16 protein-coding genes and 2 pseudogenes are annotated in these 18,725 nt (G+C 56.1%); all 18 read right to left on the bottom strand.

Annotated elements, in window-relative coordinates:
- Positions 1-36 precede the first annotated feature (36 nt).
- Entirely contained in the window at positions 37-966 is a 930-nt protein-coding gene (locus RB620_RS08120; protein ID WP_308093345.1) for a carbohydrate ABC transporter permease, read from the bottom strand.
- Positions 967-969: 3 nt separating this feature from the next.
- Positions 970-1,863, bottom strand: coding sequence for a carbohydrate ABC transporter permease (locus tag RB620_RS08115; protein WP_308093343.1), 894 nt, complete (start codon positions 1,861-1,863; stop codon positions 970-972).
- 346 nt (positions 1,864-2,209) lie between these two features.
- Positions 2,210-3,544, bottom strand: a complete 1,335-nt coding sequence (locus RB620_RS08110) for an ABC transporter substrate-binding protein (RefSeq protein WP_308093342.1) — start codon at positions 3,542-3,544, stop codon at positions 2,210-2,212.
- Positions 3,545-3,670: 126 nt separating this feature from the next.
- Positions 3,671-5,278, bottom strand: a complete 1,608-nt coding sequence (locus RB620_RS08105) for a response regulator transcription factor (RefSeq protein WP_308093340.1) — start codon at positions 5,276-5,278, stop codon at positions 3,671-3,673.
- The gene (locus RB620_RS08100; RefSeq protein ID WP_308093338.1) at positions 5,271-7,022 is read right to left on the bottom strand and encodes a cache domain-containing sensor histidine kinase; all 1,752 of its coding nucleotides are present in this window, start codon (positions 7,020-7,022) and stop codon (positions 5,271-5,273) included. Before RB620_RS08100 ends, RB620_RS08105 begins: the two co-directional genes overlap by 8 nt.
- A 178-nt stretch (positions 7,023-7,200) precedes the next feature.
- Positions 7,201-7,542 (bottom strand): DUF1801 domain-containing protein, encoded by a 342-nt coding sequence (locus tag RB620_RS08095; protein ID WP_308093336.1) that lies wholly within the window; start codon positions 7,540-7,542, stop codon positions 7,201-7,203.
- A gap of 45 nt (positions 7,543-7,587) precedes the next feature.
- Positions 7,588-7,908: pseudogene (locus tag RB620_RS08090) on the bottom strand (RNA polymerase subunit sigma-24); the annotation flags it as partial.
- The gene (locus RB620_RS08085) at positions 7,848-8,012 is read right to left on the bottom strand and encodes a hypothetical protein (RefSeq protein WP_308093334.1); all 165 of its coding nucleotides are present in this window, start codon (positions 8,010-8,012) and stop codon (positions 7,848-7,850) included. The gene RB620_RS08085 and the pseudogene RB620_RS08090, both read right to left, overlap by 61 nt.
- A 105-nt stretch (positions 8,013-8,117) precedes the next feature.
- A pseudogene (locus RB620_RS08080) lies at positions 8,118-8,228 on the bottom strand (YciI family protein); the annotation flags it as partial.
- Positions 8,229-8,356: 128 nt separating this feature from the next.
- Positions 8,357-9,424, bottom strand: coding sequence for an IS200/IS605 family element RNA-guided endonuclease TnpB (gene tnpB, locus RB620_RS08075; RefSeq protein WP_308093333.1), 1,068 nt, complete (start codon positions 9,422-9,424; stop codon positions 8,357-8,359).
- Positions 9,425-9,755: 331 nt separating this feature from the next.
- A complete protein-coding gene (locus tag RB620_RS08070) occupies positions 9,756-10,346 on the bottom strand; it encodes a Uma2 family endonuclease (protein ID WP_308093331.1) in 591 nt (196 codons plus the stop codon).
- A 201-nt stretch (positions 10,347-10,547) separates the two neighbouring features.
- The gene (locus RB620_RS08065; RefSeq protein WP_308093330.1) at positions 10,548-10,901 is read right to left on the bottom strand and encodes a DMT family transporter; all 354 of its coding nucleotides are present in this window, start codon (positions 10,899-10,901) and stop codon (positions 10,548-10,550) included.
- A 26-nt stretch (positions 10,902-10,927) separates the two neighbouring features.
- The gene (locus RB620_RS08060) at positions 10,928-11,254 is read right to left on the bottom strand and encodes a DMT family transporter (protein ID WP_308093328.1); all 327 of its coding nucleotides are present in this window, start codon (positions 11,252-11,254) and stop codon (positions 10,928-10,930) included.
- The gene (locus tag RB620_RS08055) at positions 11,251-11,802 is read right to left on the bottom strand and encodes a TetR/AcrR family transcriptional regulator (protein ID WP_308093326.1); all 552 of its coding nucleotides are present in this window, start codon (positions 11,800-11,802) and stop codon (positions 11,251-11,253) included. Before RB620_RS08055 ends, RB620_RS08060 begins: the two co-directional genes overlap by 4 nt.
- Before the next feature lie 344 nt (positions 11,803-12,146).
- Complete coding sequence (locus RB620_RS08050) at positions 12,147-13,751, bottom strand: response regulator (protein WP_308093325.1); 1,605 nt, start codon at positions 13,749-13,751, stop codon at positions 12,147-12,149.
- 13 nt (positions 13,752-13,764) lie between these two features.
- The gene (locus RB620_RS08045; RefSeq protein ID WP_308093323.1) at positions 13,765-15,552 is read right to left on the bottom strand and encodes a cache domain-containing sensor histidine kinase; all 1,788 of its coding nucleotides are present in this window, start codon (positions 15,550-15,552) and stop codon (positions 13,765-13,767) included.
- A gap of 25 nt (positions 15,553-15,577) precedes the next feature.
- Positions 15,578-16,888, bottom strand: coding sequence for an ABC transporter substrate-binding protein (locus RB620_RS08040; protein ID WP_308093322.1), 1,311 nt, complete (start codon positions 16,886-16,888; stop codon positions 15,578-15,580).
- Between the two features lie 75 nt (positions 16,889-16,963).
- The gene (locus tag RB620_RS08035) at positions 16,964-18,712 is read right to left on the bottom strand and encodes a family 43 glycosylhydrolase (RefSeq protein WP_308093320.1); all 1,749 of its coding nucleotides are present in this window, start codon (positions 18,710-18,712) and stop codon (positions 16,964-16,966) included.
- Between the last annotated feature and the right edge of the window lie 13 nt (positions 18,713-18,725).

Genomic DNA, 18,725 nt, shown 5'->3' with positions numbered 1-18,725 from the left:
TGCCAACTCCTCTCTCATTTCCACCCGCGTCCTCTCCTACTTCAGCCCGCTCGTGCTGATACCTTCCACGATATGCTTCTGGAACAGGAAGAAAACAGCGACGACGGGCAGCAGGCTGACGATCGACATCGCGAACATCGCGCCCCAGTTGGATAACGATTCCGCGTCGAGGAACATCTTAAGCGCCATCGATACGGGATACATTGAAGGTTTGTTCAGGTACAGCACCGGTCCGATGAGATCCTCCCATCTCCAGTAGAAGGAGAAGATAGCCGACGTGGCAAGCGCGGGAGCGATCAGCGGAATGATAATGCGGTAGAACAGCTTGAACTTGCCGCAGCCGTCGATCGTCGCTGCCTCGTCCATCTCCCTCGGAATCGTGTGGATAAACTGCACCATCAGGAAGATGAAGAACGGCATGCCGAAGTACGCGGGAATGACGATCGGTTTGATCGAATTCAGCCAGCCTAGCTTGGAGAACAAAATATATTGCGGCACGAGCACGACGTCATGAGGCAGCATTAGCGTGATCATCATGATCGTGAACCAGAATGCGCTCCCCCAAAATTTTAGCCGGGCGAACCCGAATGCCACGAACGCGGACGACAGCACCGCGCCGATCGTGGCCAGCACGACGAGGACGAGGGAATTCCAGATGAACGTGCCGAACGAATAACCGCCGATGCCTTCCCAGCCATGCAAATAGTTCGACCAGATCCAAGGATCGGGAATGAGGCTGTCCGACGTGACGAATATTTTTTCGCTGGGCTTGAAGGAGCTCATGAGCAGCCAGATGACGGGATAGACCATGACGATGGCGCCGCCTGCCGCTAACAGATGATAGATCGTCCATTTGGCCGCTTTGGCCGGCGAGCCGGAGCGAATCCGCTTTGGCGATTGCCCGGAGGAATGAATGTGGTTAGGATGAACGGATTTGTCCGCCCAACCGGCTGAATTGTCGCGCATCGCTTACCCCTCCTTCGACTCGTAATGTACCCAGAATTTAGAAGACAGGAACAATACGGATGTTAAGACCGCGACGATAATGAGCATGACCCAAGCCATGGCGGACGCGTAACCCATATCGAAGAATTGGAAACCTTGACGGAACAAATACAGCGAGTACAACAGCGTGCCGTCGAGCGGTCCGCCCGTCCCTTTTGATATAATATACGCCGGCACGAACGTCATGAACGCCCCGATCGTCTGCATGACCGCGTTGAACAGAATGATGGGCGTCAGCATGGGCACGGTGATTTTGAAAAAACGATGAATGCCGTTCGCCCCGTCAACGCTTGCCGCTTCGTACAGGGTGCGAGGAATGTTCTTCAGCCCCGCCAGGAAAATAAGCATGGACGAGCCGAATTGCCACACCGACAACGTGATAAGCATCCACAGCGCCGCGAGCGGATCCGCGAACCAGCGCACGCTGTCGAGACCGAGCGAATTCAATAGCAGGTTGATGACGCCTTGATCGCCATAGATATTGCGCCACATGATGGAAACCGCAACGCTTCCTCCGATGATGGAGGGCAAGTAATATATTGTACGGTATAACCCGATTGCCTTCGAAGCCGTGTTAAGAAACATCGCCACCATCAGCGCGAATGCCAGCCGCAGCGGAACGCCGATGAAAACGTAGAGGAACGTGACCTTGAGCGACTGCCAATACTTCTTATCCTTCGTAAACATCTCCGCATAATTGTCGAGCCCGACCCAGCCGGGCGTGGAGAACAAATCGTAATCCGTCATCGACAGATAAAGCGACGCGATGATCGGGATGAGCGTGAACGCTAGGAACCCGATAACGAACGGGCTAATGAATGCGTAACCGGTCAACTGATTTTTCCATGCCGTTCTCATACAATCCAACTCCCGCTGCCTTAATGAGATTGTTAAAAAAGTCCGCTTCCCATTACGAAGTATTCCTAGAAGCTTACTCGACGTCGAATATTGAATGCAGCCGAACCTAAGCGTATGCTTTCGAAGTATGTTTCCTGCGGAAACATTGCGGTTGCTCACGTAGCTCTGCTACGCTCCGCTACTCAGTTTCTAGCTACATCCAATCTTCTACAGCGTTTTTGAAAAAAACGCAGCATCGGAAGCATAGGCTATGGTACTGAAAAGCGAACTTTTTGAACTCGCATTTAGTGCCCGCGGCGTCCGGCCCGATTGCCGTCCGCCGCGGAGTCTTGCCCGTCACTGAAGTCTACTTGTTTTTGCCTAGAATCGCATTCGCCTCTTCACGGAACTGTTTGGCCGCATCCTCCGGCGTCAGCTGCTGGAAGTCCATCTGTTCGCTCAGCGTCGCGAACAGCTGGATAATTTCCGCGGTTCCGACCGGATCCGGTGGATCCATCGGCGAGCTGTTCTCTTGCGCCCACGAGACATAGTCGAATACTTGAACCTGCGCCGGTGCTAGCTCCGACTTGATGCCTTCGATGACCGCCGAGCTAACCGGAACGCCGCGATCGCCTTTGATCAGCTTGTTCGCTTCAACGTTGTTGACCCAGAAGTCGATGAACTTCGCCGCTTCTTCCTTCTGCTTGGAGTTCTCGGAGATCGAGAAGTACATGCTTGGTTTGAGATAAAGCCCTTTCTCCCTATCCGGTCCCGGCAAGTGGGACATTTCGAGCGGACGGTTCGCCACCTGCTGAATGCCGACGAACTGGTTCGTCCATTGGAAAATGCCGACTTGCTGCCCCTTCACGAGCATGTCGTCTTCGACGCCTTTGATCTGCGCCTTCACATCCGGCGGCGGCGTATCGCCGTCCTTAACCAGCTGCGCTAGCGGCTTGAAGAAGTCGACGAACAGCTGATCGTCCTCGTAGCCGAGGGCGTTGCCTTCCGCGTTGTACAGATGCTGTCCCTTCGTGCGGAGGTAATAACCGAAGAACACTTCCGGACGGAATCCGTTATCGAAATACAGACCTGCTTCCTTCGCTTTGCCCGCCAGCGCGTAGTAGTCGCTCCACGTCCAGTTCTCGTCCGGCTTGTCGATGCCAAGCTTCTTCAGCAGCTCCGGATCGTATTGGAAGTTAAGCGCGTTGACGCCGATGTTGAAGCCGTACAGCTTGTCGCCGATCTGGCCGCCGGAGATCGCGTTCTCCGAGACGTTCGCCGTATCGATGCCCGCGTTCAGGAACGGGGTCAGATCCGCGAGCTGGTTTTTGGAGCCGTATTGCGCAAGGTAGGAAATATCCATTTGCAAAATATCCGGAAGCTCGTTCGCGGCCGCTTGCGGCGCGAGCTTCTTCCAATAATCGTCGAAGTTCGCGTATTCCGGTTCGATCTTCACATGAGGGTTCTGCTCTTCGTACATCTTGATAACTTCAAGCGAGTAATCGTGGCGCGGCTGCCCGCCCCACCAGGCCATGCGGAGCGTGACGTTCTTCGGCTTGTCGCCTCCCGAATCTCCGCCGCTTGAAGCCGTGCTCGTCGGATCCGCCGAATTCCCGTTGCTGCCGCCGTTGTTGCCTCCGGCGCAGGCCGCAAGCGAGAATACAACCGTGAATGCCAGAATTGCCGTTAACCATTTTCTCATGCCTAACTCCCCTTCCGTGCTTCGCGTCATCATTATTGTAAGTGTTTACATTTCCTATTTTATAAGCTCGAATGGATTGGAGGAATGTAATTAGCAGGGCTCTTTGTATAAAAAACAGAGGTCCCGTCAAGGCAACCTCTTATATTCCGTGGGCGATACGCCCGTATATTTCTTGAATACCTGGCTAAAATATTGCGGATTGTCGCCGAAGCCGAGCTGCTCCGCCAGCTCGAACACCTTCACGTCGCCGCCTCCTCCGATCAGCTCCACTGCCCGGTCCATCCGGACCTTCATGACGTGATTGGAGAACTTCTCGCCCGTTTCCTTGCGGAACAGCTTGCCGAGATAATCGGCGTTCATGTACAAAATTTCGCTCGCGACCCACTGCAGCGACAGATCCGGATTAGCGATATGGGCGCCGACGATGTCGTGGATTTGCGCGATGATGGTGGAATGCCGCCGCTTCTGGTTCTCGTAATTCGTTTGGCAGATGAGCCTTGCCTTCTCCTCCACGAACGACTTCAGCCCTTGCATCGTCGCGATGCTCTCCAGCTTGCCGAGCTCCTTCAAGTAATCGTTCATTGAACTCGGGTCCGCTTGGCGGATGAGGGCGACATAGATCGGAATAATGTAAGACTTCGCGGAGACGTCGTCGTGGCGCTGCTCCTCCAGCGCCTTGAACACCTCGCCCAGCTCTTGCATGACGGCTTCCAGGTGGCCGGACTTCGCGTATAGACAGAGGCGCGCGTCGTCGTAGAGGAAGCGCCCTTCCGCTCCGGGCGCGGGCTCCGCACTACGATCTCCCGCTCCTCCATGGCCGGCTTCAACGCCGCCGTCGTCGCGGGTATCCCCCACTGTGATAATGCTGCCCTCCCCGAGATAGAAGCGGAAGCTCATACACTTCAGTGTATCCAAATACATGCGCCGAGCATCGGTCAGCGGTCCGGGATCGCTGACCGCAATAGTCGTATCGAGACGGTAATACCCTTTAAAGGTGTTGCGCGCCTCGCGCAGAATGGCCAGCAGCTTCTCTTCCGGATGTGTATTTCTTACGAGCAGCAGCGCCTGATTGCCGATCGTCGTGCTCAGCACGAGCTGATCGCAGCCGATCAGCTCCTCGGCAATGTTCTTGAGCGCGAATAGATGCTCGAATTCGAATTGGCCCTCCAACTGGAGCAGCAACAGGCGCGCTTCGGCATGCTCGACCTCGATGCCGAACAGCTCCTTGTAGCGGTCCCAGTCTCCGCGGCCGTACATTTTGTTCGTGACGAGCTCCTTGAGGAATTGTTCCTTAGCGCTCGGCAGCACTTGCTGCAGCTCCATCTGCAGATTGGCCAGAAATTTCTCCTTGCGCAGATGCTCGTCGAGCTGGCCGACCACTTCGCTGAGCGCCTCTCCGATCGTGTTCTCGTTGCACGGCTTGAGCAAATAATGTTTGACGCCGAACTGCATCGCCTGGCGGGCGTAATCGAATTCGCCGAATCCGGACAACATAATGAACGCGATCGATGGATACTGCTCTCGCGTCCGTTCCGCGAGCTTCAACCCGTCCATGCCCGGCATCCGAATATCGCTGATGACGATGTCCGGCCGGTTCGCCTGGATGAACTCGAGCGCTTCAAGCCCGTTGCGCGCCGTTCCCACAAGCTTCGTCCCGTATTTCTCCCACTCCATCAAACCCGCGATGCCTTCCAAAATAATTCTTTCGTCGTCCACGATGAGTACTTTATACATGGGGATCCCTCATTTCGATCGGCAGAATAAGCGTGACCCGCATCCCTCCGCCTTCGTTGTCATCGACGGCTACGCCATAGGATTCGCCGAACAGCAGCTTGATCCGCTCTTCGATGTTGCGCAGCCCGATACCTGTTCCTTTGGGAACAAGCTCGCCCGAAGCCAGTCGATTAAGCACGTCATGCTCCATGCCCGGGCCGTTGTCCGCGACCGCGAGCAACATGCGTCCGTCCCGTTCCTCGGCGGAAACCGAGATGACGCAGGTTTCGATCATTTGCTCCAGCGCGTAATGGATCGCGTTCTCCACGATCGGCTGAAGCGACAGCTTGGGCACGAGGCAGCCAAGCAGCTTCGCCGGGATGTCCGTTCGGAAGTCCAGCCTCTCCTCGAACCGGATTTGCTGGATCGTAATGTAATGGCGGATCGTCGCCAACTCTTCCTCCAGCCGCACGAGCGGCTCCTTCCCGGTAATGGAGCTTCGCAGCAAGTAGCCTAGCGATTCGACCATGACGGAAATTTGTTTATGTCCCACCGCCTTCGCCGACCAATTGATCGACTCCAGCGTGTTATACAGGAAGTGGGGATTGATCTGCGCCTGCAGCGCCTTGAATTCGGTATCCTTGATGGCAAGCTGCTTGACGTAGTTTTCGTTGATCAGCTCGTTGATGCGCTCCACCATGATCCGGAAATTGCGGTGAAGCAGCCCTGCCTCGTCCATTGCCGGCTCCTGCTCCTCGGGCAGCAGCGCGTCTTCGAAATGGCCGAGCTGCACCCGCTTCATCCGGTTGCTGAGCCGTTCGATCGGTCCCGTAATCGAACGGGAGAAGAGGAGCGCGACGAGCAGAATGAGCAGGAAAACGATGAGGTAAATAACGAGCACCGATTGTTTGGCCGTCTCCGTCTTGCGGAAGATCGCGTCGTAAGGCAAGATGTTCAGATACGTCCAGTTCATGTAGCTGGAAGGCACATACGTGACGAAAAACTTCTCTCCGCCAAGCTCGCGCACCGCGTAACCGCTTTCGCTTCCCGGCCGGAGGCTCAGGCCGCTGACATCGATCGTCGGATCCGGCGGATACAGCGATTGCCCGTTCTCCTCCAGGATGGCGAACATCCCGTCCCCCTGGTTCATGGGCCCGACGAGATCGCGGAACAGCCGAGACAGATCGAGCCGAACCGCCAGCGCGCCCAGATGGTCGAGCTCCAGGTTACGGACCTGCCTGATTTCCCTTCCCGATATGAGCGCGATGTCTCCGTGCTCCGGGAAAATGTAGCTGATCCCTCCGTTGTTCCGCGAGGTCTCCGTCACGATCTGGTGAATGCGCGCGTTCGAGAGCATACTAGCGTTGGCGCCGTGTATATATTCCCTCCGGTACACGTCCAGGATATGAAACGACAGCACGTATTTTTCAAAACCGCCGATAGATAGCAGCCGCTGCCTCAAGTTCGTCGCGGTCAAGAAATTATCGTAATCGGAGCCGCCCTGCTTGATGACGTTCAGATAACTTTGAATGGAGCTGTCGGTCGCGATCGTGAAGCTGAGCTTCTCCATGTTGCGAAGCTCCTTTTCCACCCCGAGCGAAGCGCTGTTCAGAGCGCTCGCGGATTGCTTATAGATTTCCTCGTCGTACGCCTTGAACGTAAACCGCATGACGAGGTACGTGACCAGCCCGATGACCAGCATCAAAAGCGCGATGAGCGCGATAAGCTTGTATTTGATGCGCAAGTTCGAGTAAAACGCTTTCATATGAAGCTGGCCTCCTTCGTCGAGAATTCCCCTTCCGAAAGACTCGGAAACTTATTATTTCTTATGTGATCAAAAAAGCGGCTCCCGCGCACGGAGCAAAAGTCCCCGTGCATTGGAGCCGCCCCGTCGTTAAGCAGCCTATGTGCGTATTTCCGCCAAGCAAGGGTTAGTCCCCCTATTATAAGGAGGAAGACGCTTGTTTGACCAGCGGCAAAATGAGGGTCGCGTCGACCGCCTGTCCTTGGCGAAGCTTGATCGTCTTCCGCTCCGGCGGTCCGTCGAACAGTCCTTCCGGCAATGCGAGCTCCGTCGCGTTAAAGATCGTGAAGCTCACTGCGTCCTTCGAGGTGGAGATGACGGCGGCGTATTTGCCGTTTTTCAGAAAATGCGGTTTCTTGTACTGGATGCGCTCCTGCACGTCCGAAATTGCGTCGTACACGACGTCGCGCAACTGCGAGCTAAGCTCCGCCTGCCACGGTTCCTTGATCGATTCGATGAAATCCGTCACTTCTTGGTTCATTGTTCATTCTCCTTTTTCTACGATTGACCTATTTGCTAAACTTGCTCAGACCTCGTCGATTGGGTTACCTCCGCACTCCGCCGCCCGCTTCATCAGCACCGCGCGTTCCTTCTCGTTGCGCGTGAGCGAAGCCGCAAGCTCGAACTGCTCGCGCGCTTCTTCGTTTCGTCCGAGCAGAGCGAGCAGATCGCCGCGCACGCTCGGCAGCAAATGGTAGGTCTTGAGCGAAGGCTCCAGCTCGAGCCCTTCGATTAGCTGCAGGCCGAAGGCCGGGCCGAACGCCCGGGATATCGCCACGGCACGGTTCAACTCCACGACCGGCGACGGCATGATGCGCAGCAGCGCTTCATAGAGCGCCGCGATCCGCGGAGGCCGACGTCTTGCACCATTCTCGCGATGACGGCGATCAGCTTGGCCGATTCCATGCGCCAGATGGCGTCGATTGCGCGTCCGGCAGCGTGTTCCGTCATTTCCGGTTCGCCCTTCCCATCTCTTCTCGCAAAATCGTTTCTTTCGCTAGCGCGTCCGGATCCTCCATGATTTCATGGTACTCGAACACTTGCCTGACCTCGATCCCCCGCCTTGATTAATTCCTCGTTGTAACGCTGCATTGCTTCGACCAGTTCTTCCGAAAGCATGACATTCGCTTCGGAATCTTTTGTCGCTTTGACGATTAACTTGAACACTCCCGCCACCTAAGAGGTGGGGGATTCTTGGGTCGTTGCTTCTCACGGAGCAAAGTTATAGCGATATTTTCTAACGAAAACATCGTACACCAAGCGATCCCTGTGGTTCCCACAGTTCTTTTTCATTGTTACAACGCCATGGCTTTTATGTTCTGTGCTGCATTCCTATCTCGGTCGTGTACCGTTTGACAGGATGAACACTTCCATACGCGAATGCTCAAATCTTTCACCTCTGCTTGTTTGTTCCCGCAGACGTGACAGGTTTGGCTCGTTGGGGCAAACGTCGGTGTCTCCTTAATCACTCGGCCATACCAATTGGCCTTGTAATGCAGTTGTCGACTCATTTCACCCCAGGAAGCATCCGCAATGTGCTTGGCGAGGTGTCGATTCTTCATCATGTTGGCAATACGTAAGTCCTCGATACAGATCGTTTGGGTCTGCTTATGAATGACATCTAATCGACTGTTTCGAATCCACTCATGGATTTGGGCTACTTTTCTCTTCGCCTTGGACCAGTTACTTCCGCCTTGCTTTCTTCTCGCCAGGATGCGTTGCCACTTCGCGAGCAACCGTTCATACCGCAACGTATATCTTGGATTATTCATGGCAATACCTTCCGAAGTCACAGCAAGCTGCTTGATGCCCACGTCAATGCCAAGAATCCCGTCGGTTAAGGGGAGGGGCTGGATGTCTACCTCGCACACCACCAATACAAACCATTTGCCGCTTGGGGCAAGCCGTACTGTAGCCGATAGGATCCGGCCTTCGATCTCTCTGGACTTGGCAAAGGGCACCCATCCCAGCTTGGGAAGCTGCAAACGATCTCCCTTCACGGCAATGTTTCCATTCGTATACCGAGTCGTGTAGCTTTGTACGGGATGCTTGCGACTCTTGAAGCGAGGTGCGTCATTTTGCTTATTGAAGAAACGTTGAAATCCGTCAGCTAAGTTTCGCACAGCCGACTGCAGGGCGATGCTGTCCACTTCTTTCAGCCAAGGCCACTCACGCTTCATAGCAGGAAGCTGCAATGCACAGGTGTTGTAAGACAAACCTTTGCCTGTATCCTGATAGGTGTGATTCCATTTCGCCAGGAGATGGTTAAACACAAAGCGACAGCAACCCAATGTTTTGCGCAACTGTACGGTTTGTTCATGATTCGGATTGATGCGAAATTTGAATGCTTTATGCTGAAGCATCGTTTGATTCATCACCTCGCTACGAGAGGGTTAATTGTCAACTTACCCCAATAGTAGCACATACGTTCCTATTTATCCACCAACAAAAATTCCCGATTCATCCCCTACCTACACCCTCACTTCGTGAGCAAGGTAGCTTAGAGGCAGGAGTATTCTCGGTGTTTATGATAAATCTCATGGCAGTTCCTCCTAAAGGTATCGAGTTGCGATGCGCCACCCCGCTTTCGAACCGATTGCTTTCTTGCGCATCTATCTATATGACGAACGGCTAACGACAAAATCGACAACCACCAAAAAAATAATTGCAACGAACGTATGCTGTCTTTTGAAGTTAACCATGAATTTCTTTGAAAATATCGCCAAGAACAAAAGAAACGCAAGACAGCTTATCGGAGGTTACTCGATCCTCGTCTTCGAACAGATTGATCAACGCATAACGCGAATCACCCGCAAGCCGATACTGCTCCAACGTGCGGGCTTGCGCATCCACGACCCAGTACTCGGGAACGCCGTGTTCCTCGTATACGCCCGACTTGATAATTCGATCTCTCCTCCGCGAACCCGGAGAAAGAATCTCGACGACCAAATCCGGCGCTCCTTCTACGCCTCGTTCAGTGACGATATGTTTGCGACTGCGATGGATCATAAGGAGATCGGGCTGCACGACATTCGTTTCGCTTAGAATCACATCAAACGGCGCAAAGAAAATCAGAAACTCGCTTCTGCAACTTTGCATAAAAACAAACTCTAACTCTCTGTTTACTTCTTGATGAGTTCTAGAAGGTCCCGGGGTCATCAGCTCCAATACGCCATCGATAATTTCATAACGCTGTCCATCTTCAGGCATCTCGGCATACATTTCATAGGTAACTTGCTGCTCCTTGATTTGTTCTGTATGCTTGTTTTTGTTCTTCTTGTCCACATCCATTCCTCCTATTATTCCTGCCGCTATAAAAATAGCACCCCCGCAAAGCGACACGTAGGTGTACGGCTTCTTAAGAGGTGCTTCCCCGAATAAACGTTCTTATTATTATAGATTGGGATTTTATAAATTGTCAATTTCAACCAAGGTGACTCTGACTTCTTGTGCCTATCCCGGTAATTCCAGGTTCATCTGCGAAGGTCAACCCGCCTCCGCTGTTTTTCCCGTTTCTCCTTGCTTCTTCGGGGAGTTAAGCAGAACAACACCGCCGATAATAAGCAAAATGCCGCCGATCGTATAGATGCTCCACGCGTCGCCCCAAAGCCATACGCCGATGAGGGCGGTCAGCGCCGTGCCGACGCCCGACCAGATGGCGTATGCCAGGCTTAACGGGACGGTCCGTATGCTGAGGGACAGGCTATAGAACGCCAGACCGAAGCCGGCCATCACGCCGACGGAAGGAAGCGATTCGCTGAATCCTTCCGACAGCTTCAGCATGGAAGTGCCGAATATTTCGGAGACGATAGCTAGCGCAAGCCATAGATAACCTTTCATCCTTAGATCCTCCGCTCCTCGGCGCATTAGTGACCTCCCCCGGTCAGCCGCATCATGACGACGCCCCCGATGATCAGGAGCAGACCGAGCCCTTTTTTCCAATCAAATGGTTCCTTGTACGCGACCACGCCGATTATCGCGGTCAAGGCAGTGCCTACACCCGACCAGATCGCGTACGCCGTTCCGAGCGGAATGGATGTCAGCGCGTGGGACAAGCAGTAGAAGGCGAGCCCCATCCCGACGATGACGCCGATGGCGGGCTGCCAACGCTTGAAGCCGTCCGACAGCTTCAGCATCGAACTGCCGAACACTTCGCTGACGATCGCCGCCGCCAATAAAAGATACGGATTCATGCGTCCGCCTCCTTCGCATCCGTCAGCTCCAACAACCGCGCGTAAACCTTGCCGCGCAAATCCGCATCGAGCTCCCCGAAGCCGAACAGCTCCCCGAACCAAAGCCCGTCGGCGGCCAGCCGGGCAATCGTGGCGTTGACGGGATCGATGCCGTCTTCCTGAATTTGGTTCTGCCAAATCTTGTATTGGTCTTGCAGCTTGCCTAACAGATCTGGCTTCGCGAACAAGGCGGTGATCAACGCGATCTTGAAACCGTCCGTTTCGCCCACGTCGTCAAAGGTAGACGATACATACGCCCTGCTCCATCTTCCCCGTGCAGCGGGATCCTTCTCCGCCCGGCTCTCCACGTCGGCGACGAAACGGTCCGTGTCTTCCTCCACCATGCCTTTGATCAGATCATCCTTGCTCGCAAAATGGTGCAGCAACCCGCCTTTGCTCACGCCTGCCTCCTTGGCAACCGCTTCGAGCGTCAGCTTACCGACGCCTTCTTCCTTTACGATCCGCGAGGCGGCATCCAAGAGAAGGGCGCGTTTGGAATTAGACCTCATTCCACTCATCTCCTTTTTCTTAAGTGTACCGTCTGGACGGTTTGTTTGTCAAATGCCGTTGTGCAGTAAGCCGAATTTCTCGGCCTATTGCATCGACGCACCCGCCTCGCACGCCAGTAAGCCGATTTTCTCGGCCTCCTGTGATGACGTTCGTTAGCGTTATCAACTGCGGGGCATTTACGCTGAAATAGGTAATAATCGAAGAAGGCCCCGGTGCGGTTGCGCCGGGACCCTCTTAGATTTGCCGATCTTCACTGCCGCGTCCACGCTACCGCCGGCTCCTCACATGACCACGCTACCGCCGGCTCCTCACATACCTACGCCACCGCCATCACCTCGCACTCCTACCGGCGGCTCCTCACGCCCTCGCGATACTCCTTCGGCGTGACGCCGGTTTCGTTCTTGAAGACGCGGTTGAAGTGACGGATGTTCGTGAAGCCCGTCGTATCCGCGATGCCCACGATCTTCTCGTCGGTGGAGGCGAGCCGCCGCTTCGCTTCCTCGACGCGGATCTCCGTCAGCCGCTCGACGAACGTCTTCCCGGTGCGCTGCTTGAACAGCGTGCTGAAATACGCGGCGTTCAGGAACACTTTGTCCGCGATGTCCTTCAGCGTCACCGGCTCATGGTAATGTTTCTCCAAATGCCGCTCCGCCATCTGGATCGGATCCCGTTCGGCCGGCTTGTTCCCGGCGGCGATGCCGGAAGTCAGGCTGCCGAGCAGCGAGCGGCATACCTCGATCAGTTCGTTGCTGGACGAGATGGAACAAATCTCAACGAGCATCGTCCGGATATCCTTGTCGCCCAGCCACTCTCTCGTCATCCCGAGATCCTCGGACAGCTCGTAATAATGGATCAGCAGCTTGCAGATTTGCTGGTGCACCAGCTCCGGCGTCTGGGCTTTGGCGCACAGGTCGGCGATGGAAATCTCCACGAGCCGCTCAACCTCGTCCCTGCGTCCCTCGTTGATCGCCTTCTCCAATTCCTCCCAGGACCACTTCTTCATATCCGATTTGAAGAAATTGCTTTGCGCCGCATTCCGGTAATCGATCACCTTGTCGCCGCCCACGACGAGCCGGTACAGCAGCGCGATTCCCGCTTCGCGGAACGGGATCGTCATCGATTCGAACCCTTTGACGGGACGTCCGACGCCGATCGTAACCGTCAGGTTCGACAAAGACTTGATCTGCCTGCGGATCGATTCTGCCATCTCCAGCATGGGCGTCATGTTCATGTCGGGCTGGTTCACCAGCGCCGCGACCTCCGTCTCGGAGAAGATGAAGCTGAAGCCCGGCATCCGGTGATCGAGCATTTCCTGGACGAACTGCTGGATGTAGAGCTGGAACAAGGACGGATCGGATTGCCGATATCGCTCGCGCTCCACCGATTCCTTGTCGAGCTTGATCACGAGACAATTGAAATAAGGATCGTCCAGCTCGATGCCGAGCTGCCCGAGCAGATCCAAATCCTGCTGCTGGACGCCGCCGCGCATAATGCCTGCCACGAGATGATCCGAAGCTTGCTGGCGCAGCTGCCGGTCATCCTTCGGCGCTTCGGCGGGATCGGCGGAGCGTTTGGCCCGCAGCTCCTCCTTCAGCCGGCCAAGCACGCGAGCGAGATCCTCGCGTTCGACCGGCTTCATAATATAGTCTTTGGCTCCGCTGCGCATCGATTGCTGCACGTACGAGAAATCCTCATAACCGCTAATGACGACGCAGAGCAGCTCCGGGAATCGTTCGCGCGCGATCGTCTGCAGCTGCAGCCCGTCCATTTTCGGCATCCGAATATCGGTTAGAACGACATCCGGCTGCATCCGCTGAAGCAGCTCCAGCGCCTCGTAACCGTCGCGCGCGTCACCGACGACCTCCCACTCCGGATCCAAAGACTCGATCATGGCCCGAAGTCCTCTTCGGAAGATCGCTTCATCGTCAACTACCACAATTCTCGGCATACGGCTCCCTCCTCTATAGCTCCCATTCCTTCATGGCAGGCAGCGTCAACACTACTTTCAGCCCTTGGTAAGGCATGCTCTCCAGCGTCAAGCCGTATGGCTCGCCGAAATGAAGCCAGATGCGCCGATGCACGTTCAGAAGGCCATTGCCGGTCTTGCCTCCGAGATCCTTGGAATGTCGAAGCCGGTCCCGAAGCTCCTCCAGCTCGACCGTATTCAGACCGATGCCGTCATCCTCAACCACGACGGTCAGCACGCCTTCCGATTCGGAGGCTCCGATACGGATTCGCCCCTCGCCGACGCCTTTGTCGATGCCGTGGTTGATCGCGTTCTCGACGATCGGCTGGATCATGAGCGGAATCACCTTGCAGCCAAGCGCCTTCTCTTCCATATCCGTCACGAATTGAATCCGCTCTTCGTAGCGGATCTTCTGAATGCTCATGTATCCGTTGACGTGGACAAGCTCGTCCCGCAGCGTCACCGTTTCCTTCCGGCTGCTCAGGCTGTAGCGCAGCAGCTTGCCCAGGTTGTTCGCCATCGTCACGATTTCCCGGTTGCCTGCAAGCTCGGCGTACATGCTGATCGACCCGAGCGTATTGTACAGGAAATGCGGATTGATCTTGCTCTGAAGCGCCGCAATCTGCGCGTCCTTCTCCCGGATCTCGGTCTCGTACAACAAATAGCCGAGCTCGCTCAGCTTCGATACCATCGTATTGAACGTGCTGCCCAGCCGCCCGACCTCGTCGGCCGACGTAACGGGAAAGGCGACATTCAGATCGCCCTGCTCCACCTTCCGCATGAGCCGGCTCAGCTTGCGAAGCGGCATCGTGATGCGGAACGCGAGGAATACGGAGATCAGGATGGCGAGGCCGATGCAGACAAAACCGGCGAGAGCAATCGAATTGCGGACGATGACGCTGTCCTTCATAAGCTCCTTGACCGGCACGGCGCTTATCGTTGTCCAACCCGTCACGTCCGAGGTGACGTAAGCGACGAGCCGATTGTCCGCGTCGCTGCCGCCCTCCGCATGAAGCATGCCCTCTCCCTGAAGCGGCCCTTGGTCGGGCACCGTCGGCGTCCCGTCCCTCGTAATGACCGTCTTCCCCGTCGCGTCGACGATGTACATCGACTCTTTGCGTCCGGGATCGGCTTCCAGCAATATTTTGCGAACGGAGGAAGGATCGATGTCGAGCACGATATACCCGAGCGTCTGGCCGGAGTCGAAGCTCTTCAGCTCGCGCGCGATGGAGAACACCTGGTACGCCATGCCGCTAGTCGCTTGTACCTCGTGAGTCGTGATGAAGGTCGGCTGCCCGAAGCGTTCCTTCGCCTGCTTCAGCCATTCCGCGCTTTCGTCCAACTTGTAGGTCGTGACGTATTGGCTTTCCGGAAGTACGACGTAAGAAGCCCCGTTCTCCCCGTATAACGAAACACCCATGATATCGATTCGCCCGTTGATGAAGATGGAGGAGACGAATTGGTTCAAGCTTTCGATCTCCTTCAGCTCGAGCGGCTCTCCCGGTTCGCGGCGGGATTCGATGAAGTCCATGATGTCCCTGTACGAATACGGCGTGAGCGTGAGCCGGTTCAGCTCGTTCATGTACGTATCGATATTCAACGTCATCTGCTTCACGGTTTGGAGCTGATAGTTGCCGACGTTTTTCTCCATCGCGCGCTCGAAGCTCGAGAAAGTATAAACGCCCATGGCGGCGAGCGGTACGAGCACCAGCAGGCAATTGATCCAGATCAGCTTGCGCGCCAGCTCTTGGTTTTTGAATCTCTGCATCAGCTTCCGGACCATGGCCGTTCCTCGCTCCTTACGTCGCTCATTCCGCATCGACCTTCTCGGCTGCGTTCTTCAGCGCCTGCTCCGGCGTCTGCTCCTTGTAAATCATTCTCTCGAATTCCTTGATCAGCACCTCGATCAGCGACCATTGTTTCGCATGCCGCGGCCAATAGGCGACATAGTTGGCTACGGCGGCGTAATCCCCGCGATAATCCAGCTTGTTGAACGCCTCGCTCTCCACGACCTTCGTCATGCTTGGCACATGCCCGGCCTGCGCCCATAACTCGCCGTGCTCGACCATCCATTTAGAGAAGGTCAAAGCGGCGCGGCGCTTCTCTTCCGTCATGCCGTGTTTGGTCGGGATCGCGAGCGTATGCGAATCGCCCCAAGCCGCGGAATGATCGTAGAGAACGGGGATCGGTACGACGCCGAAGTCGAGATCCGGCGCATTCTCGAACGCCCCGGTGCCCCACATGCCGAGCATCAGGACCGCCGCCTTGCCGTCGTAGAACAGCTTGAACGAATCGTTGATGTCCGGCGGAATAAGACCGGTCGCATAGAGATCGTTGACGAAAGACAGTGCCTCGAGCGCTTCCGGGTTATCGAAAGTGGCTTTGGTGCCGCTGCCATCGAAGAACGCGCCTCCGCCTTTCATTTGGTTGTAAAGGCTCCACCAGAGCCAGACCGAATCGATGCGCGTGCTCGGCATCGACAGCGGCGCGATGCCGGCGGGGACGGCGTCCCTGATCTTCCCGAGAAACGCCTTGAAGCCGTCCGCTCCGGGAGCGATAACCGGCTTGCCGGTCGCTTCGTCGAGAACGCCGGCTTCCCGCAAATACGTTTTGTTATAGTACATGACGAGCGCATGCGTATCGAGCGGAACCGCGTACGAGCGGCCGTTGTAGACGGTCGCTTCGCGAATGTTGGGCGTGAACTGGCTCCAGTCGATCCCGATCTCCTGGGCCGCTTCGGTCACGTCCTCGATGTAGCCGTTCTGCACGAATTGCGGCATGCTTGTCGTATGGATAATGGCAATATCCGGCGCGTTCCCCGCGAGGATCGCGGTTCTGAGCCGAGAATAATAGTCGTCCAATCTGGAATTGGTCTGCACGACCACGATTTCGTCCTGCTCGGCGTTGAACCGCTCCACCATCTCGGTCATGAACTGATTGTCGCCGCCGCTGAAGGGCGTCCAGTAATCCAGACGGATCGCATCCTGCTGCTTCGGGCTTTGCTTCGTCTCGGGCGTCTCCCGTCCCGAACAGCCGGCTAACGCGGCCAAGACAAGACATACCGTCAATACGAGCGCCGAGTGACGCGTCCAGCTCCCTGTTGCATTCCGATCCATCATGTTACGGAAAACCCCCATCTCCATGCGTGCGACTATTTATGATTTAAGTGCGGTTGACATGAATTGTAACCGTTATCATCGAACGATATCCATGTAATCGACGGAGATTGCCGCCGCGGTAGGCTCTAGTGTAATCGAATTGACACCCTCGCGCAACGGCATTTTTATTTCCAAAACCGGGAACGCGCTTCGCTCCGTCGACGGCACGGCGACCGTCGTCTTCTTGCCGCCTGCCCTTACCGTAAGCTTCATCTCTTCGCCGGACGGATTCGATACGGCGAGACGAATCGTATATTCCGCGCTCTCGGGCACGATGACAGAAGCGAACGAAATTGCCTCGCCTTCTTCCCCGCTCGAGCGCATGACGCCGGAGCCGGACGAGAACGGATTTTCTTCGGCCAGCATGCCGCCCGTCCCTTGCGCGTACTCCGCTTCGTAACGCGGAATTTCGATGGCCGTCACGGTCGCTCCGCCGTCAAGCCCGCCGATCGTCACGCTGCGGCTTCCTTCCGGGAAGCCGATCACGGCATACGCGTAACCCGTCTCGCCTTCGTCCAGCGGAGGAAGCGCGACGTCTGCCGGCTGGCCGCCTTCGGACTCGATCCGCGCGGATGCCTCTTGCCCGGAGTCGTTCCGGTAATGGAGCAACAGTGGCGCCTCCTTCGCAGCGCCGACGCCAAGCGGCATTCCTTCGAAGCGGAGGCCGCCTTCGACCGGCGTCGCGTGCTCCGCGAGGAAGACACCGCTGCCGGATGGCACCGGAATCGCGGTGTCCAGCGAAAGCGGCTTGCCGAACATCGGCAGACCGTCCTCTCCCCACGCGACCCGCTGCGCTCGCGCCTTTCGGTTGTTCCATCCATCCATGATGCCGCTGGTCGCATGGTAGACGATCCAATCCTCGGAGCCGTCCGGCGAAGCCGCGAACGAATTATGGCCCGGGCCGTATACGCCGGCTTCGTCGTCCATCGCCATAAGCGGCTGTTCGGACTTCGTCCAATCCGCAGGATTCAGCGGATCCCCTCCCGGCTTCAAGGCGAGCATGCCAAGACTGTAATGCGGCGTCCAGCTTCCCGCTCCGGAATAGACGAGGAAAACGCGCCCGTCCTTCTTCAGCAGGGACTGGCCTTCATTAATATACGGCGGCCCGCCGGCCCGCTCCCACTCCAGCTCCGGCGCGCTTAGTAGCACGCGGGGCCCGCTGATCGTAAGCGGGTCGCTCATCGGCGCGATGTACGTGTTCTGCGCGATGTTGACGTCGCCCTCCCAGCCCGACCAGACGAAATAAAGTTTTTCTTCATGCTCCAGCACGAGGCCGTCGATCGCCCAACGGTTGGATTCGTCCGTAATTTGGCCCTTGAACGTGTAACTCCCCATGGGGTCCTCCGTATCGGCTTCGAGCGCGTACATCCGGTGATTCTCGTTCTCGCCGTCGTCCGCCGCGAAATAAACATACCATTTTCCCCGGATATGCTGAATTTCGGGCGCCCACAGTCCCGACGAATAAGCCGTGTCCACGGGCGGATACCAGACGACTTTCTTCTCCGCGTCCTTGAAGTCCAGCGTCCGCGACTTCATGATCATGACGTCCGTGCCGTTATGCGTGAACGTCATGTAGTAAAAGCCGTCCTTGTACGCGATGCTGGGATCCGGAGTGTCGATGCTTGCCAGCGTGTTCTTGAACGTGCCGCCGTGTCCGGCGTAAGGAGCGATCGCTCTGTTTGGCTTGTTCATGTTTTCGTTCACCATCCATGTGCCGAGAATCGCGAGGACGAGCAACCAGATCGCCCCGCTCCATAGAAGAATCCGTTTATGCTTGCCATTCATGCCGCAGCTCTCC

The sequence above is a fragment of the Paenibacillus sp. LHD-117 genome (genome assembly GCF_030929555.1).
In the GTDB taxonomy this organism is placed as follows: Bacteria; Bacillota; Bacilli; order Paenibacillales; family Paenibacillaceae; genus Pristimantibacillus.
Note: the sequence above shows the minus strand (reverse complement) of the source record. Positions and strands in the feature narration are given on the sequence as shown.

Excerpts from the sequence above, each read along its gene's own strand:
- RB620_RS08050 (WP_308093325.1), bottom strand. The coding sequence starts at position 13,751 with ATGCCGAGAATTGTGGTAGTTGACGATGAAGCGATCTTCCGAAGAGGA.
- RB620_RS08100 (WP_308093338.1), bottom strand. The coding sequence starts at position 7,022 with ATGAAAGCGTTTTACTCGAACTTGCGCATCAAATACAAGCTTATCGCG.
- RB620_RS08115 (WP_308093343.1), bottom strand. The coding sequence starts at position 1,863 with ATGAGAACGGCATGGAAAAATCAGTTGACCGGTTACGCATTCATTAGC.
- RB620_RS08045 (WP_308093323.1), bottom strand. The coding sequence starts at position 15,552 with ATGGTCCGGAAGCTGATGCAGAGATTCAAAAACCAAGAGCTGGCGCGC.
- RB620_RS08035 (WP_308093320.1), bottom strand. The coding sequence starts at position 18,712 with ATGAATGGCAAGCATAAACGGATTCTTCTATGGAGCGGGGCGATCTGG.
- RB620_RS08060 (WP_308093328.1), bottom strand. The coding sequence starts at position 11,254 with ATGAATCCGTATCTTTTATTGGCGGCGGCGATCGTCAGCGAAGTGTTC.
- RB620_RS08085 (WP_308093334.1), bottom strand. The coding sequence starts at position 8,012 with ATGACGGAACACGCTGCCGGACGCGCAATCGACGCCATCTGGCGCATG.
- RB620_RS08110 (WP_308093342.1), bottom strand. The coding sequence starts at position 3,544 with ATGAGAAAATGGTTAACGGCAATTCTGGCATTCACGGTTGTATTCTCG.
- RB620_RS08105 (WP_308093340.1), bottom strand. The coding sequence starts at position 5,278 with ATGTATAAAGTACTCATCGTGGACGACGAAAGAATTATTTTGGAAGGC.
- tnpB (WP_308093333.1), bottom strand. The coding sequence starts at position 9,424 with ATGCTTCAGCATAAAGCATTCAAATTTCGCATCAATCCGAATCATGAA.
- RB620_RS08040 (WP_308093322.1), bottom strand. The coding sequence starts at position 16,888 with ATGATGGATCGGAATGCAACAGGGAGCTGGACGCGTCACTCGGCGCTC.
- RB620_RS08055 (WP_308093326.1), bottom strand. The coding sequence starts at position 11,802 with ATGAGGTCTAATTCCAAACGCGCCCTTCTCTTGGATGCCGCCTCGCGG.
- RB620_RS08120 (WP_308093345.1), bottom strand. The coding sequence starts at position 966 with ATGCGCGACAATTCAGCCGGTTGGGCGGACAAATCCGTTCATCCTAAC.
- RB620_RS08095 (WP_308093336.1), bottom strand. The coding sequence starts at position 7,542 with ATGAACCAAGAAGTGACGGATTTCATCGAATCGATCAAGGAACCGTGG.
- RB620_RS08065 (WP_308093330.1), bottom strand. The coding sequence starts at position 10,901 with ATGAAAGGTTATCTATGGCTTGCGCTAGCTATCGTCTCCGAAATATTC.